The sequence below is a fragment of the Microbispora sitophila genome (genome assembly GCF_014892245.1).
GTDB classification, from domain to species: domain Bacteria; phylum Actinomycetota; class Actinomycetes; order Streptosporangiales; family Streptosporangiaceae; genus Microbispora; species Microbispora siamensis.
The window spans coordinates 1-23,938 of sequence record NZ_JADBGC010000044.1; the positions used below are offsets into that span (position 1 = coordinate 1).

The following is a 23,938-nucleotide window of genomic DNA, read 5'->3' on the forward strand; positions in this document are numbered from 1 at the left end:
GCCAACTACGCCGCCGCCAACACCTTCCACGACGCCCTCGCCCACCACCGCCACACCCAAGGCCTCCCCGCCACCAGCCTCGCCTGGGGACTATGGGCCCACACCAGCACCCTCACCACCAACCTGACCTCGGTGGATCACGCGCGGATCAAGCGGACCGGGCTCAGCCCGCTCAGCGCCGCGCACGCACTCGCCCTGTTCGACGCCGTCGCCTTCCGCGACCCGGGCCTGCCCCTGATCGTCCCGGCCGCCCTCACGGCCACGGCCGAGGCCCCGCCGCCGCTGCTGCGCGGGCTCGTACGGCAGGCCCGCCCTGCCGTGCGCGGCGCGGCGGCCGGAGGACCGACCCTCGCCGCCCGGCTCGCCGGGCTCACTCCGGACCAGCGGACCGAGGCCCTGCTCGACCTGGTCCGCACCGAAGTCGCCACCGTCCTCACCCACCCCAACGCCACCACCATCCCCGCCGACCGACCCCTCATCGAACTCGGCCTCGACTCCCTCACCGCCGTCGAACTCCGCAACCGCCTCACCACCACAACCACCCTCCGCCTCCCCGCCACCCTCACCTTCGACCACCCCACCCCCCACGCCATCGCGGCGTACCTCGACCGGGAGCTGCCCGGCTCGGCGAGCGGCCCGGCCGGACCGGCCCGCCGTACGGACGCGGGGTCCGGCGGTGGTCTGGCCGCCCTGCACCGGCGGATGCACGAGACGGGCAAGCACGACGAGGCGGCGCAGCTGCTGGTGGCGGCGTCGCACGCGCGGAGCTACTTCGGTGCGCAGGACCGGGACCGTTACGCGCTGCCGCCGGTGAGGCTGGCGACGGGACCTGGCCGGGTCTCCGTGGTCTGCTTCCCCGCGCTCAGCGCCATCTCCGGGCCGCACGAGTACTCCCGGTTCGGCCAGGCGTTCCGCGACGACCGGAACGTGTACGTGGTGCCGTCGCCGGGATTCACCGACGGGGAGGACGACGCGCTGCCCGACTCGCTGGAGACGCTGATCCAGATGAACGTGGAGGGCCTGCGCGAATGCGTGGGCGACGAGCCGTTCGTCGTCGTGGGCCGCTCCATGGGTGGCTGCGTGGCGCACGCCGTCACGGTGGCCCTGGAGGAGCAGGGCCTCCGGCCGGCCGGGCTGGCGCTGATCGACAGCTACCCGATCGACGCCTCCGCCCAGGACGGTATGGACTGGTGGCAGGGCGCGATGATCGGCGGGATGCTCGAACGCATCGACCGGTTCGACATGACGCTCCACGACACGAGGCTGACGACGATGGGCGTCTACAACCGGTTGTTCATCGGCTGGCAGCCGAAACCCGTGGACACCCCGATCCTGCTGCTGCGTGCCGTCGAGCCGCTGCGCGGCACCACGGTCGAGCCGGACGACCCGGCGCGCTGGCAGGCGTACTGGCCGGTGCCGCACGATGCCGTGGACATCCCCGGCGACCATTTCACCACCCTGGAGGAGCACGCCGGCACGACCGCGGAGGCGATCCGCGCCTGGATCGGCACGCTCCGGATCGAGGAGCCCGAGGAGACCGAGGAGCCCGCGGCGTGACTCGGCCTGCGGCCGTGGTCACCGGCGCGGCGGCGGGCATCGGGCGGGCGGTCGCGGAGCTGTTCGCCGAGCGCGGCTACGGCGTGGTCGCGGTCGACCTCGCCGAGCCGCCGCTCGCCGACCTCGCGCGGGACCCCGGGATCGTGCCGCTGGCCGGGGACGTGGCGGAGGAGGCCGTCAACGAGGCGGCCGTCCGCCTCGCGCTCGACCGCTTCGGGAGCCTCGACACAGTGGTGCTCAACGCGGGCATCGGCGGCACGCCTCCCCTGGAGGCTCCCGGCGCGATGGAGCGGTTCGACCGCATGGTCGCGGTCAACCTGCGCGGCCCGGTGCTCGGCATCCGTGCCGCCGCACCGGTGCTGCGCTCCCGTGGCGGCGGCACGATCGTGCTGACCGCGTCGGTGTCGGGGCTGGCCGGCGACCCGGGCGTCTGGGCCGTCTGGTTCCTCGCCTCGCCGGCCGCGTCCTACATCACCGGGGTGACCCTGCCGGTGGACGGCGGGCTGACCGCGAGCACCGGCCTGCTACCGCCGCCCCACCGGACCGGCCAGGCCTAAAGTGGTGGTTGAGGCTGATGAAGTCGTTGGGTGTGGCAACCTCGCGTTGCACGTTCGGTGTCACCTATCCGGAGTCGCCCCGGCCTGATCCGGGTGACGATCGCATCTGCCCCTGCCGTGGCAGGCGCGTCAGCATCGTGTCCGCGCGGGCGACGTTGCGGTACGGCGCAATCCGTATCGGGCCTCGCCCCTTTCACGCCCTCCCTTCGGCCCGCCGCCGCCCGGGCCTCCCCTCATATGGCGGGACTGGTCGGGCGATCCTGGCCTGTCGTCAGGACGCGATCACGGCGGGGTTTCCCACGCTCCAGACGCTGATGATCCTGCGGTGCGTGAATCGCCAGCCGTCCGGGGTACGGCGCAGCCGGTCGTCGTAGCGACCCCCGCCCAGGAACTTATCGCCGTCGGGCAGGCCAAGGCGGACATGTTGGGCTTGGTAGTAGCACGTGTGCTCGGCCGCGTCACCGTGCACTGCGACGACATGGTTGCCGTTCAGGTGATGGGTGGCGTCGAATCGCTCCACGCTGGTGCTGATCCTGGCAACGATCGCGTCAGGGCCCAAGAGCCGCTCTCCCGAGCCGCTGTACTCCCAGCAAGCGTCGTCGGTGAAGAGCGCACCCAGCCTCTCCCAGTCCCTGGTGTCCACGGCTGTCGCGTACGCGATGACGGCATCCACGATCGCGGCACGGTCTGCGAGTTCCTGAAGCATGAAGCCACCCTCCGTTTGGTGCACGATTTGATACGGAGTACCGAGCACACCTCCGGTGGCCGCCGATGGGCACTCCTCATCACTGATCGGCCCGCGGTCCGACGCGGACAAGAGACAGTGGTGTCCGGATTGGACACGTTTCCCCGCCCGCGGGGAGAAGGGAGGCGCCGCACCCCCTCTCCCCGCGTCACGCGTCAGGCGGTGAGCTGCTGCACGATGCCCAGCCGGTCCGGGAGCACCTCGTACTCGACGATCCGCCCGTCGCGGAACCGGATCGTGCTGATGCTCTGGCCGGTGAAGCGGCGGCCGCTCGGCGGAGCGCCGAACACCTCGCCGCGCTGGACCCCCTCGATGGTCCAGTAGACGACGACCCGGTCGCCCTCGGCGACGGTGTCCGTCACGGTCGCGGTCACGCCCCCGACCGCCGAGCGCAGCCAGGTGATGTGCTGCACGAACCCGGCACGCCCCAGGTTGCCCCCGGCGGGCCCGGCCGCGTCGGACGCGTCGTCGGCGACGATCTCGTCAAGGACGTCGAGCCGGCCCTGCGAGACGACCTCCTCGTAGAAGCGTCTGGCCACCGCGCGGTTGATCTCCGTGGTGCTCGTCTCCGTCGTGCTCATTAACGGTCTCCTTCTCTGTGCGAGGGTCACCGGCGTACGGCCGGCAGCGGGAGGATTCCGAGGCTCGCGTCGAGGCCGCCGTCGACGACCAGCGTGGTCCCGGTGACGTACGAGGCGGCGGGCGAGGTGAGGAACCAGACGGCCTCGGCCTGCTCGCGCGGCTCGGCGAACCGCTGAAGCGGCACGCGGCGCTCGATCTCGGCGGTGAGCACCGGGTCCTGGCGGACGCCGGCGTTGATCCGCGTCCAGGTGAGCCCGGGGGCGAGGGCGTTGACCCGGATGCCGTCGGGCGCGTGGTCGATGGCCGCGGCACGGACGAGATTGATCACCGCGCCCTTCGAGGCGTTGTAGGCCCAGTTGCCCGGGTCGGCGCGCAGTCCGGCGACGGAGGCGGTGACGACGATCGCGCCGCCTCCCGCCGCCCGCAGCGCGGGGGCGGCGGCCCAGATGCCCAGGATCGGCCCCCGGAGGTTGACGGCGAGGATGCGGTCGGCGGCCTCCACCGCGCCGGGCGACTCCCAGGGCCGGGTGCCGCCGATACCGGCGTTGAGCACGACCGCGTCGAGCCGGCCGAACTCCCGCTCCGCCAGCGCGACCGCGGCCACGTTGATCTCCTCCAGGGACACGTCGCCGGCCAGCGTCACCACGCGGTCGAGCGTGGCGAGCTCCTTGAGCGCGTGCTCGTCGTGGTCCACGGCGAGCACGGCGACGCCGCGCTCGGCGTACAGCTCGGCGGTCGCCCGGCCGATGCCCGAGCCCGCGCCGGTCACGAGGACGGCGCGCGGGCCGGTGGTGGGTGAGGTCATGGTAGGCCCTCCAGATTCATAGCGGGTGCGGCTCGTCCCGCCGTCCGCCCCACGTCGATCCTCGGGACGGCGGCGAGCAGTTCGGCGGTGTAGGCGGCACGCGGGGCGCGGAAGACGTCCGCGACGTCGCCGGTCTCGACCAGGGCCCCGTCCTTCATCACCGCCACCCGGTCGCAGACCTGGCGGACGACGCCCAGGTCGTGCGAGATGAACAGCAGCGCCACCCCGGCCTCGCGCCGCAGCCGGGCGAGCAGGGCCAGGATCTGCGCCTGGACGGTGACGTCGAGCGCGGAGACCGGTTCGTCGCAGACGATCACCTCGGGCCCCGGGGCGAGCGCCCGCGCGATCGCCACCCGCTGACGCTGGCCGCCGCTCAACTGCACGGGGCGCCGGTCCAGCAGGGCGTCGTCCAGCCCGACCTCGGCGAGCAGCCCGGCGACCCTTTCGCGCCGCAGGCGGCGCGGCATCCTTCCCGGCACCGCTTCGCCGACGATCCGCTCGACCGTGAACCGCGGGTCGAACGAGCTGAGCGGGTCCTGGTCGACGAGCTGGATGCGAGAACGGCGGGCGCGCCGGGCGCGCTCCCGCAGCGCGCTCCACGCCTCGCCGTCGAGCAGCACGGTCCCGGCGTCGGGGGCGATCTCGGCCAGCACGATCCGTGCGGTGGTGCTCTTGCCCGACCCCGACTCGCCGACCAGGCCCAGCGCCTCGCCCGTACGCAGGTCGAACGAGACGTCGTCCACCGCCGTACGCCACGAGCCGCCCGGGGAGCGGTACCGCTTGGTTATCCCCCGCACCGAGACGACCACATGGTCCTTCACCCGGGGCGGCGCCGCCGCCGCATCGGCAGCCGGGGCGGGCCGTTCCCGGCCCGCGTGGAAGCAGCGGACCTCCCGGCCCGGCCCGTACGGCACGGGCGGCGGCGGCTCCGCACGGCAGCGGTCGTCGGCCAGCGCGCAGCGCGGCGCGTACGGGCAGCCGCCGGCGGCGGGAGGGCCGGTGCGGACGAGGGGCAGCTCCCGCGTCGGGCCGTCCACGGCGGGCACGGTGGCCAGCAGGTCGGCGGTGTAGGGGTGGGCGGGGGCCCGCAGCAGCGCGTCCGCCGGTCCCCGCTCCACGACGAGTCCCGCGTAGAGGACGGCGACGTGGTCGGCGAGCCGGGCCACGACCGCCAGGTCGTGGCTGATGAGCAGCACCGCCGTACCCGCCCGCGCGCGTGCCCTGAGCAGGTCGAGCACCTGCGCCTGCACGGTGACGTCGAGGGCCGTGGTGGGCTCGTCCGCGACCAGCAGCGATGGCCGGGCGGCAATCGCGGAGGCGATCAGCGCCCGCTGCCGCAGGCCACCGGACAGCTCGTGCGGATACTGCAGGAACCGCACGTCGGGGTCGGGCACGCCCGCCTCCGCGAGCAGCCCGATCACCTGGTCGTCGAGGTCGTCGCGGCTCGCCAGGCCGTGCACCTCCAGCGCCTCCGCCACCTCGTGCCCGACCCGGCGGAGCGGGTCGAGCGAGGTCAGCGCGTCCTGCAGGACGTAGCCGATGCGACGCCCGCGCAGCCGCCGCCACTCGCGGCCGCTCAGCCGGCGCAGGTCGCGCCCCTCGAAGGACAGCGTCCGCGCCCGCACCCGCGCGCCCGCCCCGGCGAGACCAAGCAGGGTCCGGGCGGTGACGCTCTTGCCCGAGCCCGACTCGCCCACGACCGCGAGGCACTCCCCCGGGCGCAGGGACAGGTCGACGTCGCGTACGGCCCGCACCACGCCGCGCCGGGTGGTGAAGTCCACCGACAGCCCGGCGACCTCCAGCAGGGGTGGCTCGGTCATCCGGCCTCCCGCCCTTCGTAGCGGGCCTGCAGGGTCCGCCCCACGACGGTGGCGGACATGACGGTCAGCGTGATGGCGGCCCCCGGGAACAGGGCCAGGGTCCAGCTCGCGTCGAGGTAGTCGCGCGCCTGTGCGAGCATCGCCCCCCACTCGGGGGCGGGCGGCTGCGGACCGAGCCCGAGGAAGCTCAGCGAGGCCCCGGCGATCAGCGCGGTCCCCACGTTGATCGTGGCCAGGATCAGCAGCGGCGCGACGACGTTGGGCGCGATGTGCCGCAGCAGGATCCTCGCCGGCGTCAGCCCCAGGTTGACCGCCGCCCGCACGTACGCCGAGCCGCGGACCACGAGCGCCTGCGCGCGGACGACGCGGGCGAAGCCCGGCGCGAGCGCCACGGTGATGGCCAGGACGGCGTTGCGTGTGCCCGGCCCGAGGACGGCCACGACGAGCAGGGCCATCAGGATGGCCGGGAACGACAGCAGCACGTCGGCCAGCCGCATGGCCGCCTCGCCCACGAGGCGGCCGCCCAGCGCCGCCAGCAGGCCCCAGGCGGAGCCGGCGAGCCCGGCCAGCAGGGTGGAGCCGACGCCGACCAGCAGCGACGGCCGGGCGCCGAAGACCAGCCGGGCCAGCACGTCGCGGCCGAGCTGGTCGGTGCCGAGCGGGTGGCCCGCCATCGGGCCACGCAGTGCGAGGGCCGGGTTCACCTGGTCCGGGCCGTGAGCGAAGAGCCCGGGGGCGAGGGCGGCGAGGCAGACGAGCGCGAAGAACGCGGCGGCCAGCGCCACGCCGGCCTGCGCGGCCCCCACCCGCACGCGCGGGAGCGCCGCCACGCCGTACGAGCCCGGGGCGGTCATGCGGCGGCCTCCCCGACGCGGGGATCGACCAGCCCGTAGAGCAGGTCGAGCCCGATGTTGATCAGCGAGAACGTGAGCGCGGAGAGCACGACCACGCCGGTCACGACCGGGAAGTCCCGGCCGCGCACCGCCGCCACCACGACGTGGCCGAGGCCCTGGCGGGCGAAGACGGTCTCCACGACGACGGTACCGGCGAGAAGCTCACCGAGCACCCAGCCGGAGAGCGTGAGCACCGGCAGCGCGGCGTGCCGCAGCGCGTGGCGCGCCCGGATGCGGTTCTCGGTGGCGCCCCTCGACCTGGCGGTCAGGGCGAACGGCTGGTCGAGGGCGCGTTCGAGCCCCTCCCTGGTGACCTGGGCCAGCACGCCGGCGATGGGCAGCGCGAGCGCCGCGCACGGAAGCACCAGCGCGGCCGCTCCCTCGTCGCCGAGCACGGGGAACCAGCGCAGGCGGAAGGAGAAGGCGGCCAGCAGCAGGATGCCGATCCAGAAGTTCGGCGTCGAGATCGAGCAGAACTCCAGGATCCGGGAGATCGCCCGCGCGCGCGGCCTGCCCGCCGTGAGCAGGGCCAGCGCGACCGCCAGGCAGAAGCCGAGGAGGGCCGCCCCCGCCGCGAGCGACAGGGTGGGGCCGAGCTGCTCGCCGATCACGCTGCTCACCGGCCGGCCGAGCTGGTAGGAGCCGCCGAGGTCGGCACGCAGGAGCCGGCCGAGGAACAGGACGTACTGCACACCGACCGGCTCGCGCAGGCCGTACTGGTCGCGGATGGCGTCGAGCACCTCGGGAGTGGCGTTGGCCTGGACCCCGCCCGCGATGATCCGGGCGGGGTCGCCCGGCACCAGCCGCATGCCGGCGAAGGCCAGCGTCGCGGCGCCCCACAGCACGAACAGGGTCAGCGCCAGCCTGCGGGACAGCCGGAGGGCCAGCGGAGCCACCGGGATCAGGCCCCCAGCCAGGCGCCGTGGAAGACCGGGTAGGTCTGGGCGTCGAAGGTGACGCCGCGCACCTTCGCCGAGAAGGCGGTGAGCTGCACGGGAGTGTAGAGCGGCAGCACGTACGCCTGCCGGAGCACCTCGTGCTGCACGGCGGCGTAATCCTTGTCCGCCGTGGCCGGGTCGGAGGTCTCCGCGGCCTCCTCCACCCAGGTGTCTATCTGCGGCGAGTCCACCAGCGCGACATTGCCGCCGGCCTTGGCGTAGGTGTTGCCCGAGGCGAACGCGAAGCGCAGCACGTCGGGCGTGGGCCGGGCGAAGCTCACGTCCACCAGGTCGTAGCCGCCCCCGATGAGGTACTTGCCGACGAAGGCCCCCGTGTCCACGGCCGGCCGTTCGATCTTGATGCCGACGAGCTTGGCCTGCGCCTGGATGCCCTCGGCGAGAACGTCGCGCTGCTCCTTGTTGCCCTCCGCCCAGTAGGGCCAGACGAGGGTGAGGGTCTTGCCGTCCTTGACGCGGTAGCCGTCGGCGTCCGTCTTCGTCCAGCCCGCCTCGTCGAGCAGCCGCCTCGCCTCGTCCGGGTCGTACGACGCCAGTTCGCTGTCGGCCGTCGGGTCGTAGGCCGCCGTGGTGCGGCTGAGCGGATTGCGCGCGACCGGGAAATGGCCGAAATAAATGTTGCGCACGAGTTCCTCGACGTTAACGGCGGCCGACAGGGCGCGCCGCACCCGCACGTCCCGCAGCGGCCCGCGGGTCTGGTTCAGATAGAGGTTGTAATTCAGGCCCGGCGTCTCCTGGGAATTCAGCGTGAAACCAGTGAGGGACCGCAGCTTTCCCGCGTTCACCGGGGGGACGCCGGCGATCGCCTGCACCTGCCCGCTGGTGAGGGCGCCCCACCGGGTGGCGTCCTCGGGGACGAACTCGAACACCAGGGTGTCGAGGTAGGCCGCGCCCTGGTGGGACGCGCCGGCGGGCGGCGAGGCATAACCGGCGTTCTTGCGCAGCGTGACGCGCTTGTCCTTCTCCCAGGAGACGTAAGAGAACGGTCCGGTGCCGACCGGCCGGTAGTCCCCGACGGGCTTCGCGAGCGCCGCCGGACTCTGGATGCCCAGGTACGGCACCGACAGCGCCTGCAGGAACGGGGTGAACGGCCGCTTCAGCGTCACCTCGACGACGTGGTCGCTCACCACCCGCGACTTCTCGTAAGGCGCGATCAGCGAGGCGGCGTAGGCGGACTTGGTCGCCGGGTCCACGACGTGGTCGAGGCTCGCCTTCACGGCCTCGGCGGTGAACGGAGTGCCGTCGTGGAAGGTGACGCCCTCCCTGAGCGTGAACGTATAGGTCTTCCCGTCGCCGGACACGGTCCACTTGGTGGCGAGCCAGGGCCCGAAGGTGTCCGGGCCGGTCTGCACGACCAGGGAGTCGAAGATGTTGCGGTCGATCAGGCCGGTCACCGCGGTGGCCGCGACGGCCGGGTCGAGCGACACCTGCGTGCCGGCCAGGGCGTAGGTGAGGGTGCCGCCGGCCACCGGGCCTCCGCCCGCGGCCCGGCCGGCCGGCCGCTCGTCCCCGCCGCCGGCCGAGACGACCAGGACCACGGCGGCGACGGCGATCACCGCCAGGACCGCCCCCAGGACGGCCGGGCGTCCGGAGCGCAGGCTGCGCCTCTTCCTGACCGGCCCGTCGTCGACGCGGGTGGCGGTGTCGTCGCTCAGTGACATCGGTGGAACCTTCTCTGTCGCGCAATGGGGCACAAGGGGACACCACGGGACACGGGCGTGTGGAAGCGTCGGAGACAGGGCTGTGCGGCGGGACCGCACCATCCCGCCGCACCGGCCTCTGCACCGGCCTCCACACTGGCCCTCCGCATTGGCCGAGCCGAACCCCGGAAACCCGGAAAATAACCGTCAGCAAAATTCGAATTTTCGAACGGCGGCTAGATCACACCATATCCGAGCGGGCCGGTCAATATGAAAGCGCCATTATCGCGGCCGATCGTTTTCGCCGATCGATATCAATTCGAATTTCCAATGGGAACCTGTTCGGAACGCGATCCGGAGAAACGCGCCACGGATGAGAAGAACGCGTTGAGCGCCTCGCCCGCCCGCGCCTCGATCGCCGGGTCCAGCCCCTGCCGGCTCACCAGGCGCAGCCCGACGGCCTCCTGCCGGGGAAGCGGCGCGATCTCCTCCAGGCCGTCCGGAACACCGTAGGCGGTGGGCAGCAGGGCGAGGCCGAGGCGCGCGCGGGCCGCCGCCAGCACGCCTTCGAGATTGGTGGCCTCCGTCGTGATGCGTACGGACCAGCCGAGACGTTCCAGCACGCGTACGGCCTGCCCTCGCAGGGAGCACGGCTCCTGGAAGGCGACCAGCGGCACCGGCCGGTCCGGCGGCGGGAGGAACCAGCCCGGGGCGCCGAGCCAGCGCAGCGGCAGCGTGGCGACCTGCCTGCCCCCGACGTTCGGCACCACACCGAGGATCAGCGCCATGTCGAGCGTGCCGCGCATGGTGGCCTCCGCCAGCGTGGTGCTGCGGTCCAGCCGGAACACGACGTCCTGCGCCGGGAGCGCAGACATCAGGGCGCCCAGGAGGTCGGGCAGCGCCGCGTATCCCGCGTGCTCGACCGCGCCCACGCTCAGGGCCGCCGGACGCTCGGCGCCGAGGCGGCCCATCGCCTCGTCGTGCACGGCGAGCAGCCGCCGCGCCTCCACCAGCAGCGCCTCGCCCGCGAGCGTGAAGCGGGTCGACCGGCCGGTCCGCTCGACCAGAGGCTGCCCGATGACGCGTTCCAGCGACCGGACGTGCTGGCTCACCGTCGGCTGACTGGTCCGCAGGGCGGACGCGGCCCGCCCGAAGCCGCCGCACTCGGCGATGGCCACGAAAGTTCGCAGTTGCACGAGATCGAGCAATGCTCCCATGGCCGCATCATAACCTAAAACCCACATTACCTACATAGAATTAGGGCTGTGAGCTTTCGATCCACCAGCGGACAGCGGCGGTGGCCGTCTCCGGCGGCACCTGGTGCCCGCCGCGGAACTCCTCGTACGTCACCTCGTAACCGCTCTCCCGCAGGTCGGGGACGAGCCGCCTGCTGCACCGGTCGATCGGCAGCACCCGGTCGGAGACGCCGTGCGAGACGAAGATCCGGGGACGGCCGTGCCGGATCATCGGCGCCATGAACCCCGGGGAGAACGCGAGCACGGCGTGGAACAGGTCGCCGTTGGCCAGGCCCAGCGACAGGGCGTAGGAGGCGCCGTCGGAGAAACCGGCCACGGCCACCCCGTCGAGTTCGACGGCCGTGCGGGAGAACACCTCCTCCAGCGCGGCGTCGATCCTGGACACGTCCGCGCCGTATCCGCCGACGATCACGTCCCAGGTGGCGGAGACCGCCTGCGGCGCGAGCAGCAGCACACCGAGTTCCTCGGCCTGGGGCAGCAGCCACTCCAGTGCCTGCTCCGCCGAACCGCCCGCGCCGTGCAGCACGACGGCGAGCGGGGACGGCCCGGGTCCCGGGGCGGGCGGCACATGCAACAGGGCGCGCCCGCCCAGGCGGTGCAGCCCTGGCACGAGAGGCGCGGCGTGCTGGGGCCTCACCGCGACGGGACGGGCGGACAGGCGGCCGTGTCGCACGCCCTCCTCGGGCCCCGGATGGGGCCGGCTCCGCTCCGGCGTGGCCATCGGCCTCACCCCCCGCCGAGGGGTCTACCCCTCCTGGCCGCCGGTCACCTCATTCCCGGCGGTCAGGGGAACCGGCGGCCCAGGGAGCAGGCGGCCTTCAGCCGCGGGCGGCGGAGATCACCTCCGCGACCAGGGCGGGCGAGGTGACCCTGCGGACGTACTCGGGCTGGCGCAGCTCACCGCCCATGAAGGGATACGGGTTGCGGTGGACGGCCGGGCTGGGCTCGTCCACGAGGGCGGCGAAGTGGATCTCCCTTGCCCCGGTGGCCTCGACCACCCGGCCCACGTTGCGCTGGGTGATGCCGCCCCCGGGCATGACGACCAGGCGGTCGCCGGCCCGCCGCACCAGTTCGGCGATCAACGGCGCGCCCTCCAGGGCCGAGCTGTCCTGGCCGGAGGTGAGCACCCGGTCGATCCCCAGGCCGGCCAGCGTCTCCAGCGCGGCGAACGGGTCGGCCGTCATGTCGAAGGCCCGGTGGAAGGTGACCGAGAGCCCGGCGGCCGCGTCGATCAGTCGCTTGGCCACCTCGGTGTCCACCTCCCCGGCCGGGGTGAGCGCGCCGATCACGACGCCCTGCGCCCCGGCGTCGCGCACCGCCGCCACGTCGCGGACCATCGCCGCGACCTCGTGCTCGTCGTAGACGAAGTCGCCGCCGCGCGGCCGGATGATCACGTGGACCCGGATCGACGAAACCGCCGCCAGCGTGGCCTCGACCGTGCCCAGGGTGGGCGTCAGGCCGCCCTCGAACAGCGCGGCGCACAGCTCCACGCGGTGCGCGCCCGCCCGCTCGGCGGCCAGCGCCCCGGCCGTGCTGTCGATGCAGATCTCGTACGTCAGGTTCATCGTCTCCCCCATCGGAACGTGGGCCCCTCAGAAAACAGCGCTGATCTCGCCGACCGGGACGCCCCCGCCCAGCACCGGAACGGTCGTGAACTCGGCCGCCGCCGAGACGTCCGCGCCCGCGGCCCGCAGCGCGGCGAGCGCGATCGCGGTCGTCGCCCGTGGGCCGCCGTCGATCGCCTTGACGGCCGCCGCGTGCCCGGAGGCGAGCGCCACGACCAGCACTCCCTCGGCGCCGCCCTTCACCAGGGCGCCGGGCAGCGCCCGCATCAGGCGGGTGTTCACATGGCCGGTCCCGCCGACGTACTCCGGGTGCGCCCGCATCGCGTCGGCGACCGCGCGCGGCGGCGTCCCGGGCGCGGACACGACCATGGCGCGTACGGCGCGGGCCAGGCCCGTCAGCGAGATCCCGAACAGCGGGGCGCCGCAGCCGTCGACGGCGACGTGGACGGCCTTCTCGCCCGACAGCTCCTCCACCACCGACCTGACCCGCTCCTGCACGACGTGGCCGGGGTCGAGGTAGGTGGCCGTCGGCGCGCCCGCGACCACCGCGGCGGCGAGCATCGCGGCGTGCTTGCCCGAGCAGTTCATCCGCTCCCGTGACGGCCCGAGGCCCGCCCTGACCAGGGCCTGCCGGGCGGCCTCGTCCTCCGGCCAGTCGGGCGGGCAGCGCAGGTCGCCGAAGCCGAGCCCGGCCTCGCCGAGCATCTCGGCCACGAGCCGCACGTGGAAGTCCTCCCCGGTGTGGCTGCCCGCGGCGATCGCGAGCGCGGGGCCCTGCAGGTGGGCCCCGGCGAGCAGGCAGGCGAGGGCCTGGAACGGCTTGGCCGACGAGCGCGGCAGCACCGGCGCGTCGACCGGGCCACGGGCGACGGCGACCTCTCCGCCCGCCGAGAGCGCGACGGCGCTGCCGAAGTGGACGCTCTCCACGAAACCGGACCGCACGACCTCCGCGAGCGGGGCGTATTCAGCGAGGGACACGGATGATCCTCCTGCCACGGGTGATCCTTCTGCGCGGGCCGCCCCTGCCCGCGACGGAGCGGTCGAGGGAACGGGCGAGCGCGGACAGCGACGCGTTGACCACGAGGTAGACCAGCGCGACGACGATGTACGTCTGGATGAGCAGGCCGTTGTAGTTGGCCAGGACCTTGCCGCTGTAGAGCAGCTCGGCGTAGCTGACGACGAAGCCGAGCGAGGTGTCCTTCAGCAGGCCGACCGACTGGCTGACGATCGAGGGCAGCACCCGGCGGGCCGCCTGCGGCAGCACGACCAGCCGCATCGACTGCCCCTGGGTGAGCCCGAGGGCCAGGGCGGCCTCCCCCTGCCCCCGTTCGACCGACATGATCCCGGCCCGGAAGATCTCGGCGAACGCCGCCGCGTTGGACACGGCCAGCGGCACCACGAGCTTCCAGAACAGCGGCAGGTCGAGCCCGTACCTCGGCAGCGCGAACAGCACGAGGTAGACCAGCAGCAGCGCCGGGATCGTCCGCACCGCCTCGACGTACGCGGCGGACGGCAGGCGGACCGCCCGGCGCCGCGACAGCCGTCCGAGCGCGAGGGCGATCCCGGCCGCCATCGCGAGCGCTGCGGACACGACGGCGGCCAGCGCGGTGGACCACAGCCCGCCGAGCAGGTAGCGCCACATCGGCCAGGTCGCGTACGGCTGCCAGCGCTCGGCGGCGAGCTGCCCGTTGGCGGCGAACTGGCGCACGGCCAGGGCCAGCAGGGCGAGCAGCACCAGCACGCCCGCGACGGTGGCGAGGCGGATGCGGCGGCGGGCGCGCGGGCCCGGCTCGTCGAACAGCAGGTTGCTCACCGCGCCACCGCCAGCCGCCGTTCGAGCCGCCCGGTCACGAACCCGGCGCAGGCGGCGATCGCCGCGTACGCCAGGCCCGCCCCCACGAAGATCGGGATCGGCTGCGCCTCCAGCAGGTTCACCCGGTTGGCGGCGGCGGTCAGCTCGACCACGCCCACGGCCGCCGCGAGCGAGGTGTTCATCGTGAGCGCGATGAAGATGTTGCCGATCGGCTGCACGACGGTCCGCAGCGCCTGGGGCAGCACGACGTGGCGCAGCGACTGGCCGAACGTCAGCCCCAGGGCGCGGGCCGCCTCGCCCTGACCGGCGGAGATCGCGTTGACGCCCGAGCGGAGGGCCTCGGCGATGTAGGCGCCCTCGTACAGCGCGATCACCACGATGGCCGTGGTGGTCAGGCCGGCCTTGAGCCCGATCTCGGGCAGGCCGAAGACCGCGAGCACGAGCAGCACGAGCAGCGGGAGGTTCTGCAGCGTCTCGACGTAGACGGTCGCGACCGTGCGCAGGACCGGGACCGGCCCGACCCGCATCGCCACGATCACGAGCCCCACGGCCGCGGCGCCGACGAACGACGCCGCGGTCATCTGGAGGGTCACGACCAGCCCCTGCCAGAACTCGGGCAGGTGATCAAGCAGCGCCGACATCAGGAACCCGGCACCGACCCGATCTCGGGCGGCGTGGGGGCCTCGCCCTGCACGACCGTGCCGAGGGAGTTCTTCCAGATGTCCTGCCAGACGCCGTTCGCCTGGATCTTCTTCAGCCAGTCGTTGACGAACGACTTGAACTGGTCGTCGCCGTGCTTGAGGCCGATGCCGTACGGGTCCTGGGTGAACGGCTTGGTAACGACCTGCAGTTCGGGGTCCTTCTTGGCGTCGGCGACCAGCAGCGTCTCGTCCTGCACGTAGGCGACGCCGCGGTCCTGCTTGAGCGCCTGGACGCACTCGGGGTCGCCGCCGAAAGTGATGATCTTCGCCTGCGGCGCGAGCTTCTTGATGGCGGGAATGGCGGGGGTGTTGGCCCCGGCGATGACGGTCTTGCCGTTCAGGTCCTGCGGCGAGGAGATCCCCGTCGTGCCCTTCTTGACGGCGATGGACAGGCCCGAGGAGTAGTACGGCCCGGCGAAGGCGACCTGCTCGGCCCGCTCGGGGGTGATCGTGTAGGTCTGGAAGACCACGTCGACGGTGCCGTTGCTCAGCAGCGCCTCCCGGGTCTCGGACGCCGAGTTGACGATCTTCACCTTCGGCTGCCCGATGATGTACTTGGCCAGCGCCTTGCCGAGGTCGGCGTCGAAGCCCTCCACCTCGCCGGTGGCGGGGTTCTGCTGGGACAGCAGCGGCGCGTCGAGCGAGCCGCCGACGATCAGTTCGCCGCGCTGCTTGATCTTCTCCATCGTCGAGCCGGGCAGGATGTCAGCGGCGGCGGCCACCGGCGCCTTGGCGAGCACGCCACCGCCGCCGCCCTCGCTCGCGCCCGCGCCCGGCACGGCCGAGCCGGCCGAGTCCGTCCCGGCACAGGCCGTCAGGCCGGCCATCGCCACAGCGGCGACAGCGGCCACCCGCTTAATGGACACCATCGGGGTCCACCGTCCTTTGCGATCAGTGCGTGAGTACCTTGGCCAGGAAGTCCCTGGCCCGATCGGTCCGGGGGGAGTCGAAGAAGGCGTTCGGCTCCCCCGTCTCGACGATCCGGCCGCCGTCCATGAACACCACGCGGTCGGCCGCGCGGCGCGCGAACCCCATCTCGTGGGTGACGACGACCATGGTCATGCCGTCGGCGGCCAGGCCCGTCATCACGTCGAGGACCTCGCCCACCATCTCCGGGTCGAGCGCCGAGGTGGGCTCGTCGAAGAGCATGACCTTGGGCCGCATGGCGAGCGCGCGGGCGATGGCGGCGCGCTGCTGCTGGCCGCCCGACAGCCGCGCGGGCTGCTTGCCGGCCTGCTCGGCGATGCCGACCCGGGCCAGCAGCTCGTGGGCGGTCCGCTCGGCCTCGGCGCGGCTCACGCCGCGCACCTTCATCGGCGCGAGCATCACGTTCTCCAGCACGGTCTTGTGCTGGAAGAGGTTGAAGTTCTGGAAGACCATCCCGACGTCGGCCCGCAGCCGGGCCAGCGCGCGGCCCTCCGCGGGCACGGGCACCCCGTCGACGAGGATCTCGCCCGAATCCGCCGCCTCCAGCCGGTTGAGGCACCGGCACAGCGTCGACTTGCCGGACCCCGAGGGGCCGATCACCACCACGACCTCGCCGCGCGCCACGTCGAGGTCGACGTCGTGCAGCACGTGGTGCTCACCGAACCACTTGTTGAGGCCTCGTACCCGAATCATCGCCATCTTCCTTCGAAATCGAAGATATGGCGGACCGTAATGGATGATTCTGGGCGAAGTCAACGCGTTGGCGCATAAAGTCAAGTCGTGGTATTCCTTCCTCCATGCCAGGCAAAGAGAGGTTGCCGGTGCGGGGGGCGCAGGGCGACCTCCTGCGCCTCGTCGCCGCCGGCCACGCCGAGTCGCGGGCGGAACTCGCCCGGCTGTCCGGCCTGGCGGCCTCCAGCGTCTCGCTGCGCGTCGAAGAGCTGATCGGCAGCGGGCTGCTGGTGGAGGAGGGCGCGGGCACCTCCCGCGGTGGCCGGCGACCCCGGCGGCTGCGGCTCAGCCCCAGCGCGGGACTGCTCGCGGTCGCCGACCTGGGCGCCCACCACGCGCGCCTCGGCCTCCTCGACCTCAGCGGCACCCCGCTGGTGGTCGAGGAGCGCCCGTGCGAGATCGCGGACGGCCCCGAGGCGACCATCGACTGGATGGCGGCCGCGTTCGAGGACCTGCTGGCCGCGCACGGCCCGCCCGGTGTCCCGCTGCGCGGGGTCGGCACGGGCATCCCCGGTCCTGTGGACCCGGCGACCGGCCGGGTCGTCGCGCCCTCGCGCATGCCCGGCTGGAACAACTTTCCTGTCGCGGAACGCCTCGGCGCGCACTTCGACCTGCCGGTGCTGGTGGAGAACGACGCCAACCTCATGGCGGCCGGGGAGGCCAGGTCGTGGCCGAAGTGCGAGACGCTGATGGTGCTCAAGGCCGGCAGCGGCATCGGCTGTGGTGTGATGGTGAACGGCGCGCTCCACCGGGGGCGGGGCGCGGCCGGGGACATCAGCCACGTGCGGGTCAGGAGCGACTCGTCGGTCACCTGCTCCTGCGGGCACGACGACTGCCTGGAGGCCTACGCCAGCGGCGCGGCCCTGATGAGCGTGCTCAACGAGCAGGGCATCGAGGTGCGGCGGCCGGCCGACGTCGTCGCGCTGGTCGAGGACGGGGTGCCCGAGGCCACCGCCCTGGTGCGCAACGCCGGACGGCTCATCGGCGAGGTGCTGACCGTGCTCGTGAACTTCATCAATCCCGACGCGATCGTGGTCGGGGGCAGCCTGTCGCCGGCCGAGCCGCTGATCGCGTCGATCCGCGCGGCGGTGTACGAGCGGTGCCTGCCGCTCGCCACCCGCGACCTGGAGATCTCCACCACTCGTTCGGGGCCCGACGCCGCCCTGCTCGGCGCCGGCTCACTGCTGCTCGACGCCGTGCTCGCCTGAACACCGAAGATGAACGGACAGCCGTACGTGACCCGATACTGCCTTTTCGACCTCGACGGCACGCTGACCGACCCCGAGACCGGCATCGTCGCCTCGATGCGGCACGCCCTGTCCGCGGTCGGGATGCCGGAGGTGGAGCACGGGCGGCTCCGCGCCATGATCGGCCCTCCCCTTCAGGACGGCTTCCTCCTGCTCGGCGTGCCGCCGGAGCGTCTCGACGACGCGGTGCACGCCTACCGGGAGCGCTACACCACCGGCGGGATGTACGAGAACGAGGTCATCGCGGGAATCCCCGCCGTGCTTGAGGCTCTCGTCGCCGGCGGCTGGACCCTGGCGGTGGCGACGTCGAAGCCGGCCGTCTACGCGGAGAAGATCCTGGTGCACTTCGGGCTCGACGGCTTCTTCGCGTACGTGGCCGGGGCGACGCTCGACGGGTCACGACGGCACAAGGCGGACGTCATCCGGCACGCCCTCGACGTCCTCGGCGCACCGCCCGAGGCGACCGTCATGATCGGCGACCGCATGGAGGACGTCGTCGGCGCGGCCGCGTGGCAGGTGCGGAGCGTCGCGGTGACCTGGGGATTCGGCGAGGCGGCCGACTTCGCCGGCCCCGGCCTCATCGCCGTGGTGGACACGCCCGAGCGCCTTCTCAAGGTGCTCTGCCGGACCACGGCGACCACCCCTCCGGCGGGGGAAACGCCGTAGCAGGTCAGGTCGTGTCGGCCGGAAGGTGGCCGATCTGTTCGTGCGTCGGCGCGGCCGGCAGGTTCTCGGGCGCGACACGGACAAGCCCCTGCACGCGGAAGACATTCTCCAGCACCTGCGCGGGCAGATCGAGCCACCAACCCCCGCCCAGGGGACGCGATCAGCGCACGGATACCGCAGTCGTCATCGCCACACGGTCCGGCGGGAATAGGGCCGCTGACCTGTGGGATTACCGCCGTGTTCGTGGCTGACACGAAAGTGCCTCCTTACGGTGCCGCGGTCCGCCGCGGATGATCGGGTGCTGCGCCGATCACGCACGTCGTGTACACCAGCCTGGCGAGGTCGGGCGACCTGTTGACGATCGCGCTGCCGCACCGCTGGACCGAGGCGCGCCTCGCCGCGGCCTCGTTCGACGTGACGATCCTGCGCAACGGCCTGTACGCCGAGGTATCGCCACGGAGATCCAGCGCGACCTCGCCACGGGCCGCCGTAGCCGTCACGCGGGCAAGACCTACGAACTGGAGGGCGTCGAGACGATCGGCGGTGAGGACATCGCCGAGATGCTGAGCGACGCGCTGGGCCGCCCGGTCTATTACCAGCCGATCTCCCTGTCCGCCGCACGGGAAGCACTGGCCGGCAGCGGCCTGGAGCCGTATCAGATCACCCACACGCTTTCGATCTTCTCCAACATCGGCGCCGGATACCTTCGGGCCCACGACACCGATCTGACCACCCTCCTGCCGGCCAGGCCCCGCGCCGTACGAGACCAGGTCGTCCCGGCTGTCGAGGAAGGCGGCCACCAGTCCGTCACCAGCCGGACCTGAGACCAGCGAGGTGGGGGGCAGCGAGGCGCATCAGAGCCTCCAGAAATTTCGGCCAAGTCGCCTCCGACTGGTTCCAGCGCACGGCTGTGCCGATCCTGACGTCACCTGCTGCTCTGCGGCTGCTCGCCGGCGGCGGAAGGACACGACGTGTTCGCACACGAAGTGCGGTGGGAAGGGTCTCCAGGTCGGTTTGCGCAGCCGGATCAAGGAGGCCCTTCCCACATTGCCGCGGACCTGGCTCAGGCCACGTGCTGCGCCGGGGCGGCCGCCGCGAGCCGTACGGCGTTGGCGGCGGCGTCGTCGATCTCACGCTGCGCGGCGAGGTCGGCCTCCACGCCGGACCGGTAGGCGTCGATCTCCGCGCGCACCCGGTCGTCGTCCCAGCCGAGGACGGGCGCGATCAGCACGGCGACCTCGGGGGCCGCCGCGAGCCCGTGGTCCCGCTCCTCGATGAAGACGCGGGTGCGGCGGACCAGGACGTCCTCCAGGTGCAGCGCCCCCTCGTGCGTGACCGCGTACACGGCCTCGGCCTTGAGGTAGCCCTCCGCGCCGGGGATCGGCTCGCCAAGGCCGGGGTCGGCCTCGACGAGCGCGAGCACCTCCTCGACGCAGGAGCCGTAGCGGCCGAGCAGGTGCTCGACGCGCGCGACGGGCAGCCCCGCGCGCCCGGCGAGGCGGCGCCTGTTGTTGCGCAGCGCCTCGAAACCGGCGGCCCCGAGGACGGGGACGCGGTCGGTGACCGACGCGGGCACGTCCTGGCCGAGTCCGGCCGCTGCGACGTCGACGGCGTCCTCGGCCATCACCCGGTAGGTGGTGTACTTGCCGCCCGCGACGATGACCAGGCCGGGCTCGGGCCGGATGACCGCGTGCTCCCTGGACAGCTTGACGGTCTCCGACCCCGACCCGCCCAGCAGCGGGCGCAGGCCCGCGTACACGCCCTCGATGTCGTCGTGGGTGAGCGGCGTCCGCAGCACGGCGTTGACGTGCTCCAGGATGTAGTCGATGTCGGCCCGCGTGGGGGCCGGCTCGACCTTGTCCAGGTCCCAGGGGGTGTCGGTGGTGCCGACGATCCAGTGCGGGCCCCAGGGGATCACGAACAGCACGCTCTTCTCGGTGCGCAGGATCAGCCCGGTGTCGAGGCGGATCCGCTCCCGCGGCACGACGAGGTGCACGCCCTTGGACGCCTGGACGGTCACCGACCCCCGCGAGCCCGGCGACGCCCCCGCGAGCCGCTGGATCTCGTCGGTCCACACGCCGGTGGCGTTGATCACCTGGCGGGCCCTGACGCGCAGCTCGGCGCCGCCCTCCAGGTCGCGCACCACCGCGCCGGTGACACGTCCCCCTCCGTCCGGCAACTCGTCACGCAGGAACCCGGTGACCTTGGTGCGGGTGGTGACGCAGGCGCCGTACTGCATGGCCGTGCGGGCCACCATCATCGTGAAGCGGGCGTCGTCGACCTGGGCGTCGTAGTACTGGATCGCCCCGACGAGCGCGTCGCTGCGCAGGCCGGGGGCCTCGCGCAGGGCCCGGCTGTGGCTGAGCTGGCGGTGCCGCGGCAGCGCGCGGGCGCCGCCGAGCGTGTCGTACAGCAGCACGCCCGCGCCGACGTAGCCGCGCTCCCACACGCGGTGACGCAGCGGGAACAGGAACGGCACCGGCCGGACCAGGTGCGGGGCCAGCCGGGTCACCAGCAGGCCCCGTTCCCTGAGCGCCTCCCGCACCAGCCGGAAGTCGAGCTGCTCGAGGTAGCGCAGCCCGCCGTGGATCAGCTTGCTCGACCGGCTCGAGGTGCCGGCCGCGAGGTCACGGGCCTCCACCAGCGCGACGGACAGGCCACGCGAGACCGCGTCGAGCGCGACGCCGGCGCCGACCACCCCGCCGCCGACGACCAGGACGTCGAACTCGTCCTCGGCCAGCCTCCGCAGCGCCGCCTCCCGAGCGCGGGGACCCATGGGTACAGACATATCGGTGTTAACTCCCTCGTTGTTCAGGCAGGTCAGTCGACGTCGACCCAGTCGAGCGTCCGCTGGACGGCCTTGCGCCATCCGGCGTAGCCGCGCTCGCGCTGCTCGTCGCTCCAGGTGGGCTCCCAGCGGCGGTCCTCGTGCCAGTTCCGCTTGAGGTCGTCGGTGGACTTCCAGAAGCCGACGGCCAGCCCGGCGGCGTACGCGGCGCCGAGCGCGGTGGTCTCGGCGACCACCGGGCGCGACACCGGGACGCCGAGGATGTCGGCCTGAAGCTGCATGCACAGCTCGTTGGCCGTCACGCCGCCGTCCACCCGCAGCACGTCGAGGACGACGCCGGAGTCCTGCTCCATCGCGCCGACCACGTCCTTGGTCTGGTAGCAGATCGATTCGAGCGTGGCGCGGGCCAGGTGGGCGTTGGTGTTGTAGCGGGACAGGCCGACGATGGCGCCGCGGGCGTCGGACCGCCAGTAGGGCGCGAACAGGCCGGAGAACGCGGGCACGAAGTAGACGCCGCCGTTGTCGTCGACCTGCCGGGCGAGCGCCTCGCTCTGCGAGGCGCCGGAGATGATGCCGAGCTGGTCGCGCAGCCACTGCACCGCCGAGCCGGTGACCGCGATCGACCCCTCCAGTGCGTACACGGGCTTGGCCGAGCCGAACTGGTAGCAGACCGTGGTGAGCAGGCCGTGCTGGGAGCGCACGAGCTCGGTGCCCGTGTTGAGCAGCAGGAAGTTGCCGGTGCCGTAGGTGTTCTTGGCCGAGCCGGGCTCGAAGCACACCTGGCCGACGGTCGCGGCCTGCTGGTCGCCGAGGTCGCCCGCGAGGGGCACCTCGCCGCCGAGCGGGCCGCCGGCGCGGGTCACGCCGTACAGGTCGGGGTTGGAGGAGGGCCGGATCTCGGGGAGCATCTGGCGGGGCACGCCGAAGAACGACAGCAGCTCGTCGTCCCAGTCGAGCCTCTCCAGGTTCATCAGCATCGTCCGGCTGGCGTTGGTCGGGTCGGTGACGTGGACGCCGCCGTCGACGCCGCCCGTCATGTTCCACAGCAACCAGGTGTCGGTGTTGCCGAAGATCGCGTCGCCGCGCTCGGCGGCCTCGCGCACGCCGGGGACGTTCTCCAGGATCCACTGGATCTTCCCGCCCGAGAAATAGGTGGCGGGCGGCAGTCCCGCCTTGCGCCGGATCACCTCGCCCTTGCCCTCCCGCTCCAGGGCGGAGGCGATGCGGTCGGTGCGCGTGTCCTGCCAGACGATGGCGTTGTAGTACGGCCGTCCGGTGCGCCGGTCCCAGACGACGGCGGTCTCGCGCTGGTTGGTGATGCCGAGCGCCGCGAGGTCGGAGGCCTGCAGGCCCGCGGTCCGCATCGCGGTCTCGACGACCGCCCGGGTGCGCTCCCAGATCTCGGTCGGGTTGTGCTCGACCCAGCCCGCCTGCGGCAGGATCTGCTGGTGTTCCAGCTGGTGGCGGGCGACCTCGTTGCCCCCGTGATCGAAGATCATGAAGCGGGTGCTGGTCGTCCCCTGGTCGACCGCGCCGACGTAGTCTGCCATTCTCGTTGCGCCTCTCGTGTGAGCTCTGTGGATCGGGCGTTGCTGGTCTCGGCCCGGGGGTGATCAGCCGGCCTGCGCGGCGGGCTCCGGCGTGCGGCCGGGCTCGGGCGCGTCCGTACGCGGCAGGAAGCGGGCGACCAGGAGCTGGTAGAGCCCGGCGCCGATGACGCCGCCGACCAGCGGGCCGATGATCGGCACCCAGAAGTAGAGCCCACCGTACTGGTCGCGGAAGGCCGAGCCGTACCCCGTGAAGAACGAGGCGAGGCGCGGGCCGAAGTCGCGGGCGGGGTTGATGGCGTAGCCGGCGTCGGTCCCCCACGCCATGCCGATCGCGACCACGAGCAGGCCGACGATGACCGGCGCGAGGTTGGCGAGCGGCGCCGAGTTGCGCTCGTCGGAGATCGCGAAGATCAGGAACAGCAGGATCGCCGTGCCGATGATCTGGTCGCGCAGCGCTCCCCACTGGGTGACCGGCAGCGCGCCGTTGCCGGGAAGGGTGGAGAAGACCCCCTGCGTCTTGATCGTGTGCCCGGGGTCCACCTTGGCCAGGACCTCGCTGTAGTTCCAGCGGACGAGCAGCGCCGCCACGAAGGCGCCCGCGGTCTGCGCCAGCGCGTACGGCAGGACCTTCCGCCAGGAAAAGCCCTTGAAGACGGCGAGGGCGACCGTGACGGCCGGGTTGAGGTGGGCGCCGCTGATGCGGGCGGCCGTGTAGACGCCGAGGGTCACCCCCAGGCCCCACGCCCACGCGATGCTGTCGTGGTCGCCGATGCCGCCCGCCACCACCTGGGCCACGACGCCGACGCCGAACAGGATGAGGATCGCCGTACCCGCGAACTCGGCCGCGAGCTCACCCGCGAACGGGTTGAGTAGCCGCCGGTCGCTTCGCCCTTCCGCCATGTGTCTCCTCCTTGACCACGCCCGTCACATCTCCGAAGTGCTCGGTGTGAGCGCTGCCGGTTGTCCGGACGTTAAACGGCGCCCAAGGGAGCGTCAACGAATGATCGTCGGCATTGTCGAACACTGGTCACACTCAGAACGTCGTACTACGCTCCCCGGGTATGACGCGAACAATCACATTTCGCGCAAACCCATCCGTCGACAAAAGATCTTCCAGCAGCACATCCCGCTGTTCGCG

Annotated in this window: 23 protein-coding genes; 5 read left to right on the forward strand and 18 right to left on the reverse strand. The window is 72.7% G+C overall.

Going from position 1 to position 23,938, the window contains the following annotated elements; all coding sequences use genetic code 11:
* Positions 1 to 1,557 (forward strand): thioesterase domain-containing protein (locus IL992_RS43730; protein ID WP_193209172.1); only part of this gene is annotated, 1,557 nt, incomplete at its 5' end.
* Positions 1,554 to 2,114, forward strand: coding sequence for an SDR family NAD(P)-dependent oxidoreductase (locus tag IL992_RS43735; RefSeq protein ID WP_193209173.1), 561 nt, complete (start codon positions 1,554 to 1,556; stop codon positions 2,112 to 2,114). The genes IL992_RS43730 and IL992_RS43735, both read left to right, overlap by 4 nt.
* 271 nt (positions 2,115 to 2,385) lie before the next feature.
* On the opposite strand, the gene IL992_RS43740 is transcribed toward IL992_RS43735, so the two are convergent.
* The 15 genes from IL992_RS43740 to IL992_RS43810 form a co-directional block, all read right to left on the reverse strand.
* Entirely contained in the window at positions 2,386 to 2,820 is a 435-nt protein-coding gene (locus IL992_RS43740) for a nuclear transport factor 2 family protein (protein ID WP_193209174.1), read from the reverse strand.
* Between the two features lie 194 nt (positions 2,821 to 3,014).
* On the reverse strand, positions 3,015 to 3,440 hold the full coding sequence (locus tag IL992_RS43745; protein ID WP_193209175.1) for an ester cyclase: 426 nt from the start codon (positions 3,438 to 3,440) through the stop codon (positions 3,015 to 3,017).
* Positions 3,441 to 3,466: 26 nt separating this feature from the next.
* On the reverse strand, positions 3,467 to 4,246 hold the full coding sequence (locus tag IL992_RS43750) for an SDR family NAD(P)-dependent oxidoreductase (RefSeq protein WP_193209176.1): 780 nt from the start codon (positions 4,244 to 4,246) through the stop codon (positions 3,467 to 3,469).
* On the reverse strand, positions 4,243 to 6,066 hold the full coding sequence (locus IL992_RS43755; RefSeq protein WP_193209177.1) for a dipeptide ABC transporter ATP-binding protein: 1,824 nt from the start codon (positions 6,064 to 6,066) through the stop codon (positions 4,243 to 4,245). Before IL992_RS43755 ends, IL992_RS43750 begins: the two co-directional genes overlap by 4 nt.
* Complete coding sequence (locus IL992_RS43760) at positions 6,063 to 6,920, reverse strand: ABC transporter permease (protein WP_193209178.1); 858 nt, start codon at positions 6,918 to 6,920, stop codon at positions 6,063 to 6,065. Before IL992_RS43760 ends, IL992_RS43755 begins: the two co-directional genes overlap by 4 nt.
* Positions 6,917 to 7,855, reverse strand: a complete 939-nt coding sequence (locus tag IL992_RS43765; protein WP_319019220.1) for an ABC transporter permease — start codon at positions 7,853 to 7,855, stop codon at positions 6,917 to 6,919. The genes IL992_RS43760 and IL992_RS43765 overlap by 4 nt, the downstream gene beginning before the upstream one ends.
* Before the next feature lie 5 nt (positions 7,856 to 7,860).
* Entirely contained in the window at positions 7,861 to 9,576 is a 1,716-nt protein-coding gene (locus IL992_RS43770; RefSeq protein ID WP_193209179.1) for an ABC transporter substrate-binding protein, read from the reverse strand.
* 293 nt (positions 9,577 to 9,869) lie between these two features.
* Positions 9,870 to 10,772, reverse strand: coding sequence for a LysR family transcriptional regulator (locus IL992_RS43775; RefSeq protein ID WP_193209180.1), 903 nt, complete (start codon positions 10,770 to 10,772; stop codon positions 9,870 to 9,872).
* A gap of 40 nt (positions 10,773 to 10,812) precedes the next feature.
* Positions 10,813 to 11,484: an alpha/beta hydrolase gene (locus IL992_RS43780; protein WP_226874887.1), complete on the reverse strand. Its 672-nt coding sequence runs from the start codon at positions 11,482 to 11,484 to the stop codon at positions 10,813 to 10,815.
* 145 nt (positions 11,485 to 11,629) lie between these two features.
* Entirely contained in the window at positions 11,630 to 12,388 is a 759-nt protein-coding gene (locus IL992_RS43785; protein ID WP_226874888.1) for a copper homeostasis protein CutC, read from the reverse strand.
* A 15-nt stretch (positions 12,389 to 12,403) separates the two neighbouring features.
* A complete protein-coding gene (locus IL992_RS43790; protein ID WP_319019221.1) occupies positions 12,404 to 13,354 on the reverse strand; it encodes an asparaginase in 951 nt (316 codons plus the stop codon).
* Complete coding sequence (locus IL992_RS43795) at positions 13,341 to 14,189, reverse strand: amino acid ABC transporter permease (protein WP_193209182.1); 849 nt, start codon at positions 14,187 to 14,189, stop codon at positions 13,341 to 13,343. The genes IL992_RS43790 and IL992_RS43795 overlap by 14 nt, the downstream gene beginning before the upstream one ends.
* Positions 14,186 to 14,830, reverse strand: coding sequence for an amino acid ABC transporter permease (locus IL992_RS43800; RefSeq protein ID WP_193209183.1), 645 nt, complete (start codon positions 14,828 to 14,830; stop codon positions 14,186 to 14,188). Before IL992_RS43800 ends, IL992_RS43795 begins: the two co-directional genes overlap by 4 nt.
* Complete coding sequence (locus IL992_RS43805; protein ID WP_193209184.1) at positions 14,830 to 15,759, reverse strand: glutamate ABC transporter substrate-binding protein; 930 nt, start codon at positions 15,757 to 15,759, stop codon at positions 14,830 to 14,832. The genes IL992_RS43800 and IL992_RS43805 overlap by 1 nt, the downstream gene beginning before the upstream one ends.
* Before the next feature lie 22 nt (positions 15,760 to 15,781).
* Positions 15,782 to 16,510 carry an amino acid ABC transporter ATP-binding protein gene (locus tag IL992_RS43810; RefSeq protein ID WP_193209185.1) on the reverse strand — a complete coding sequence of 243 codons (729 nt, stop codon included), beginning with the start codon at positions 16,508 to 16,510 and terminating at the stop codon, positions 15,782 to 15,784.
* Positions 16,511 to 16,614: 104 nt separating this feature from the next.
* Between IL992_RS43810 and IL992_RS43815 the strand changes: the two genes are divergently transcribed.
* The 3 genes from IL992_RS43815 (at position 16,615) to IL992_RS43825 (ending at position 19,286) form a co-directional block, all read left to right on the forward strand.
* Positions 16,615 to 17,757, forward strand: coding sequence for an ROK family protein (locus IL992_RS43815; protein ID WP_220506223.1), 1,143 nt, complete (start codon positions 16,615 to 16,617; stop codon positions 17,755 to 17,757).
* A 9-nt stretch (positions 17,758 to 17,766) separates the two neighbouring features.
* Positions 17,767 to 18,462: an HAD hydrolase-like protein gene (locus IL992_RS43820; RefSeq protein ID WP_193209186.1), complete on the forward strand. Its 696-nt coding sequence runs from the start codon at positions 17,767 to 17,769 to the stop codon at positions 18,460 to 18,462.
* Positions 18,463 to 19,022: 560 nt separating this feature from the next.
* Complete coding sequence (locus IL992_RS43825; RefSeq protein WP_193209187.1) at positions 19,023 to 19,286, forward strand: Rossmann-fold NAD(P)-binding domain-containing protein; 264 nt, start codon at positions 19,023 to 19,025, stop codon at positions 19,284 to 19,286.
* Between the two features lie 239 nt (positions 19,287 to 19,525).
* Here IL992_RS43825 and IL992_RS43830 read toward each other — a convergent pair whose 3' ends face one another.
* The 3 genes from IL992_RS43830 to IL992_RS43840 all read right to left on the reverse strand — a co-directional run bounded on the left by IL992_RS43830 (position 19,526) and on the right by IL992_RS43840 (position 23,700).
* Positions 19,526 to 21,238, reverse strand: coding sequence for a glycerol-3-phosphate dehydrogenase/oxidase (locus IL992_RS43830; protein ID WP_226874889.1), 1,713 nt, complete (start codon positions 21,236 to 21,238; stop codon positions 19,526 to 19,528).
* 44 nt (positions 21,239 to 21,282) lie between these two features.
* On the reverse strand, positions 21,283 to 22,800 hold the full coding sequence (gene glpK, locus IL992_RS43835; RefSeq protein ID WP_193209189.1) for a glycerol kinase GlpK: 1,518 nt from the start codon (positions 22,798 to 22,800) through the stop codon (positions 21,283 to 21,285).
* Between the two features lie 63 nt (positions 22,801 to 22,863).
* Positions 22,864 to 23,700, reverse strand: coding sequence for an MIP/aquaporin family protein (locus IL992_RS43840; protein WP_193209190.1), 837 nt, complete (start codon positions 23,698 to 23,700; stop codon positions 22,864 to 22,866).
* Between the last annotated feature and the right edge of the window lie 238 nt (positions 23,701 to 23,938).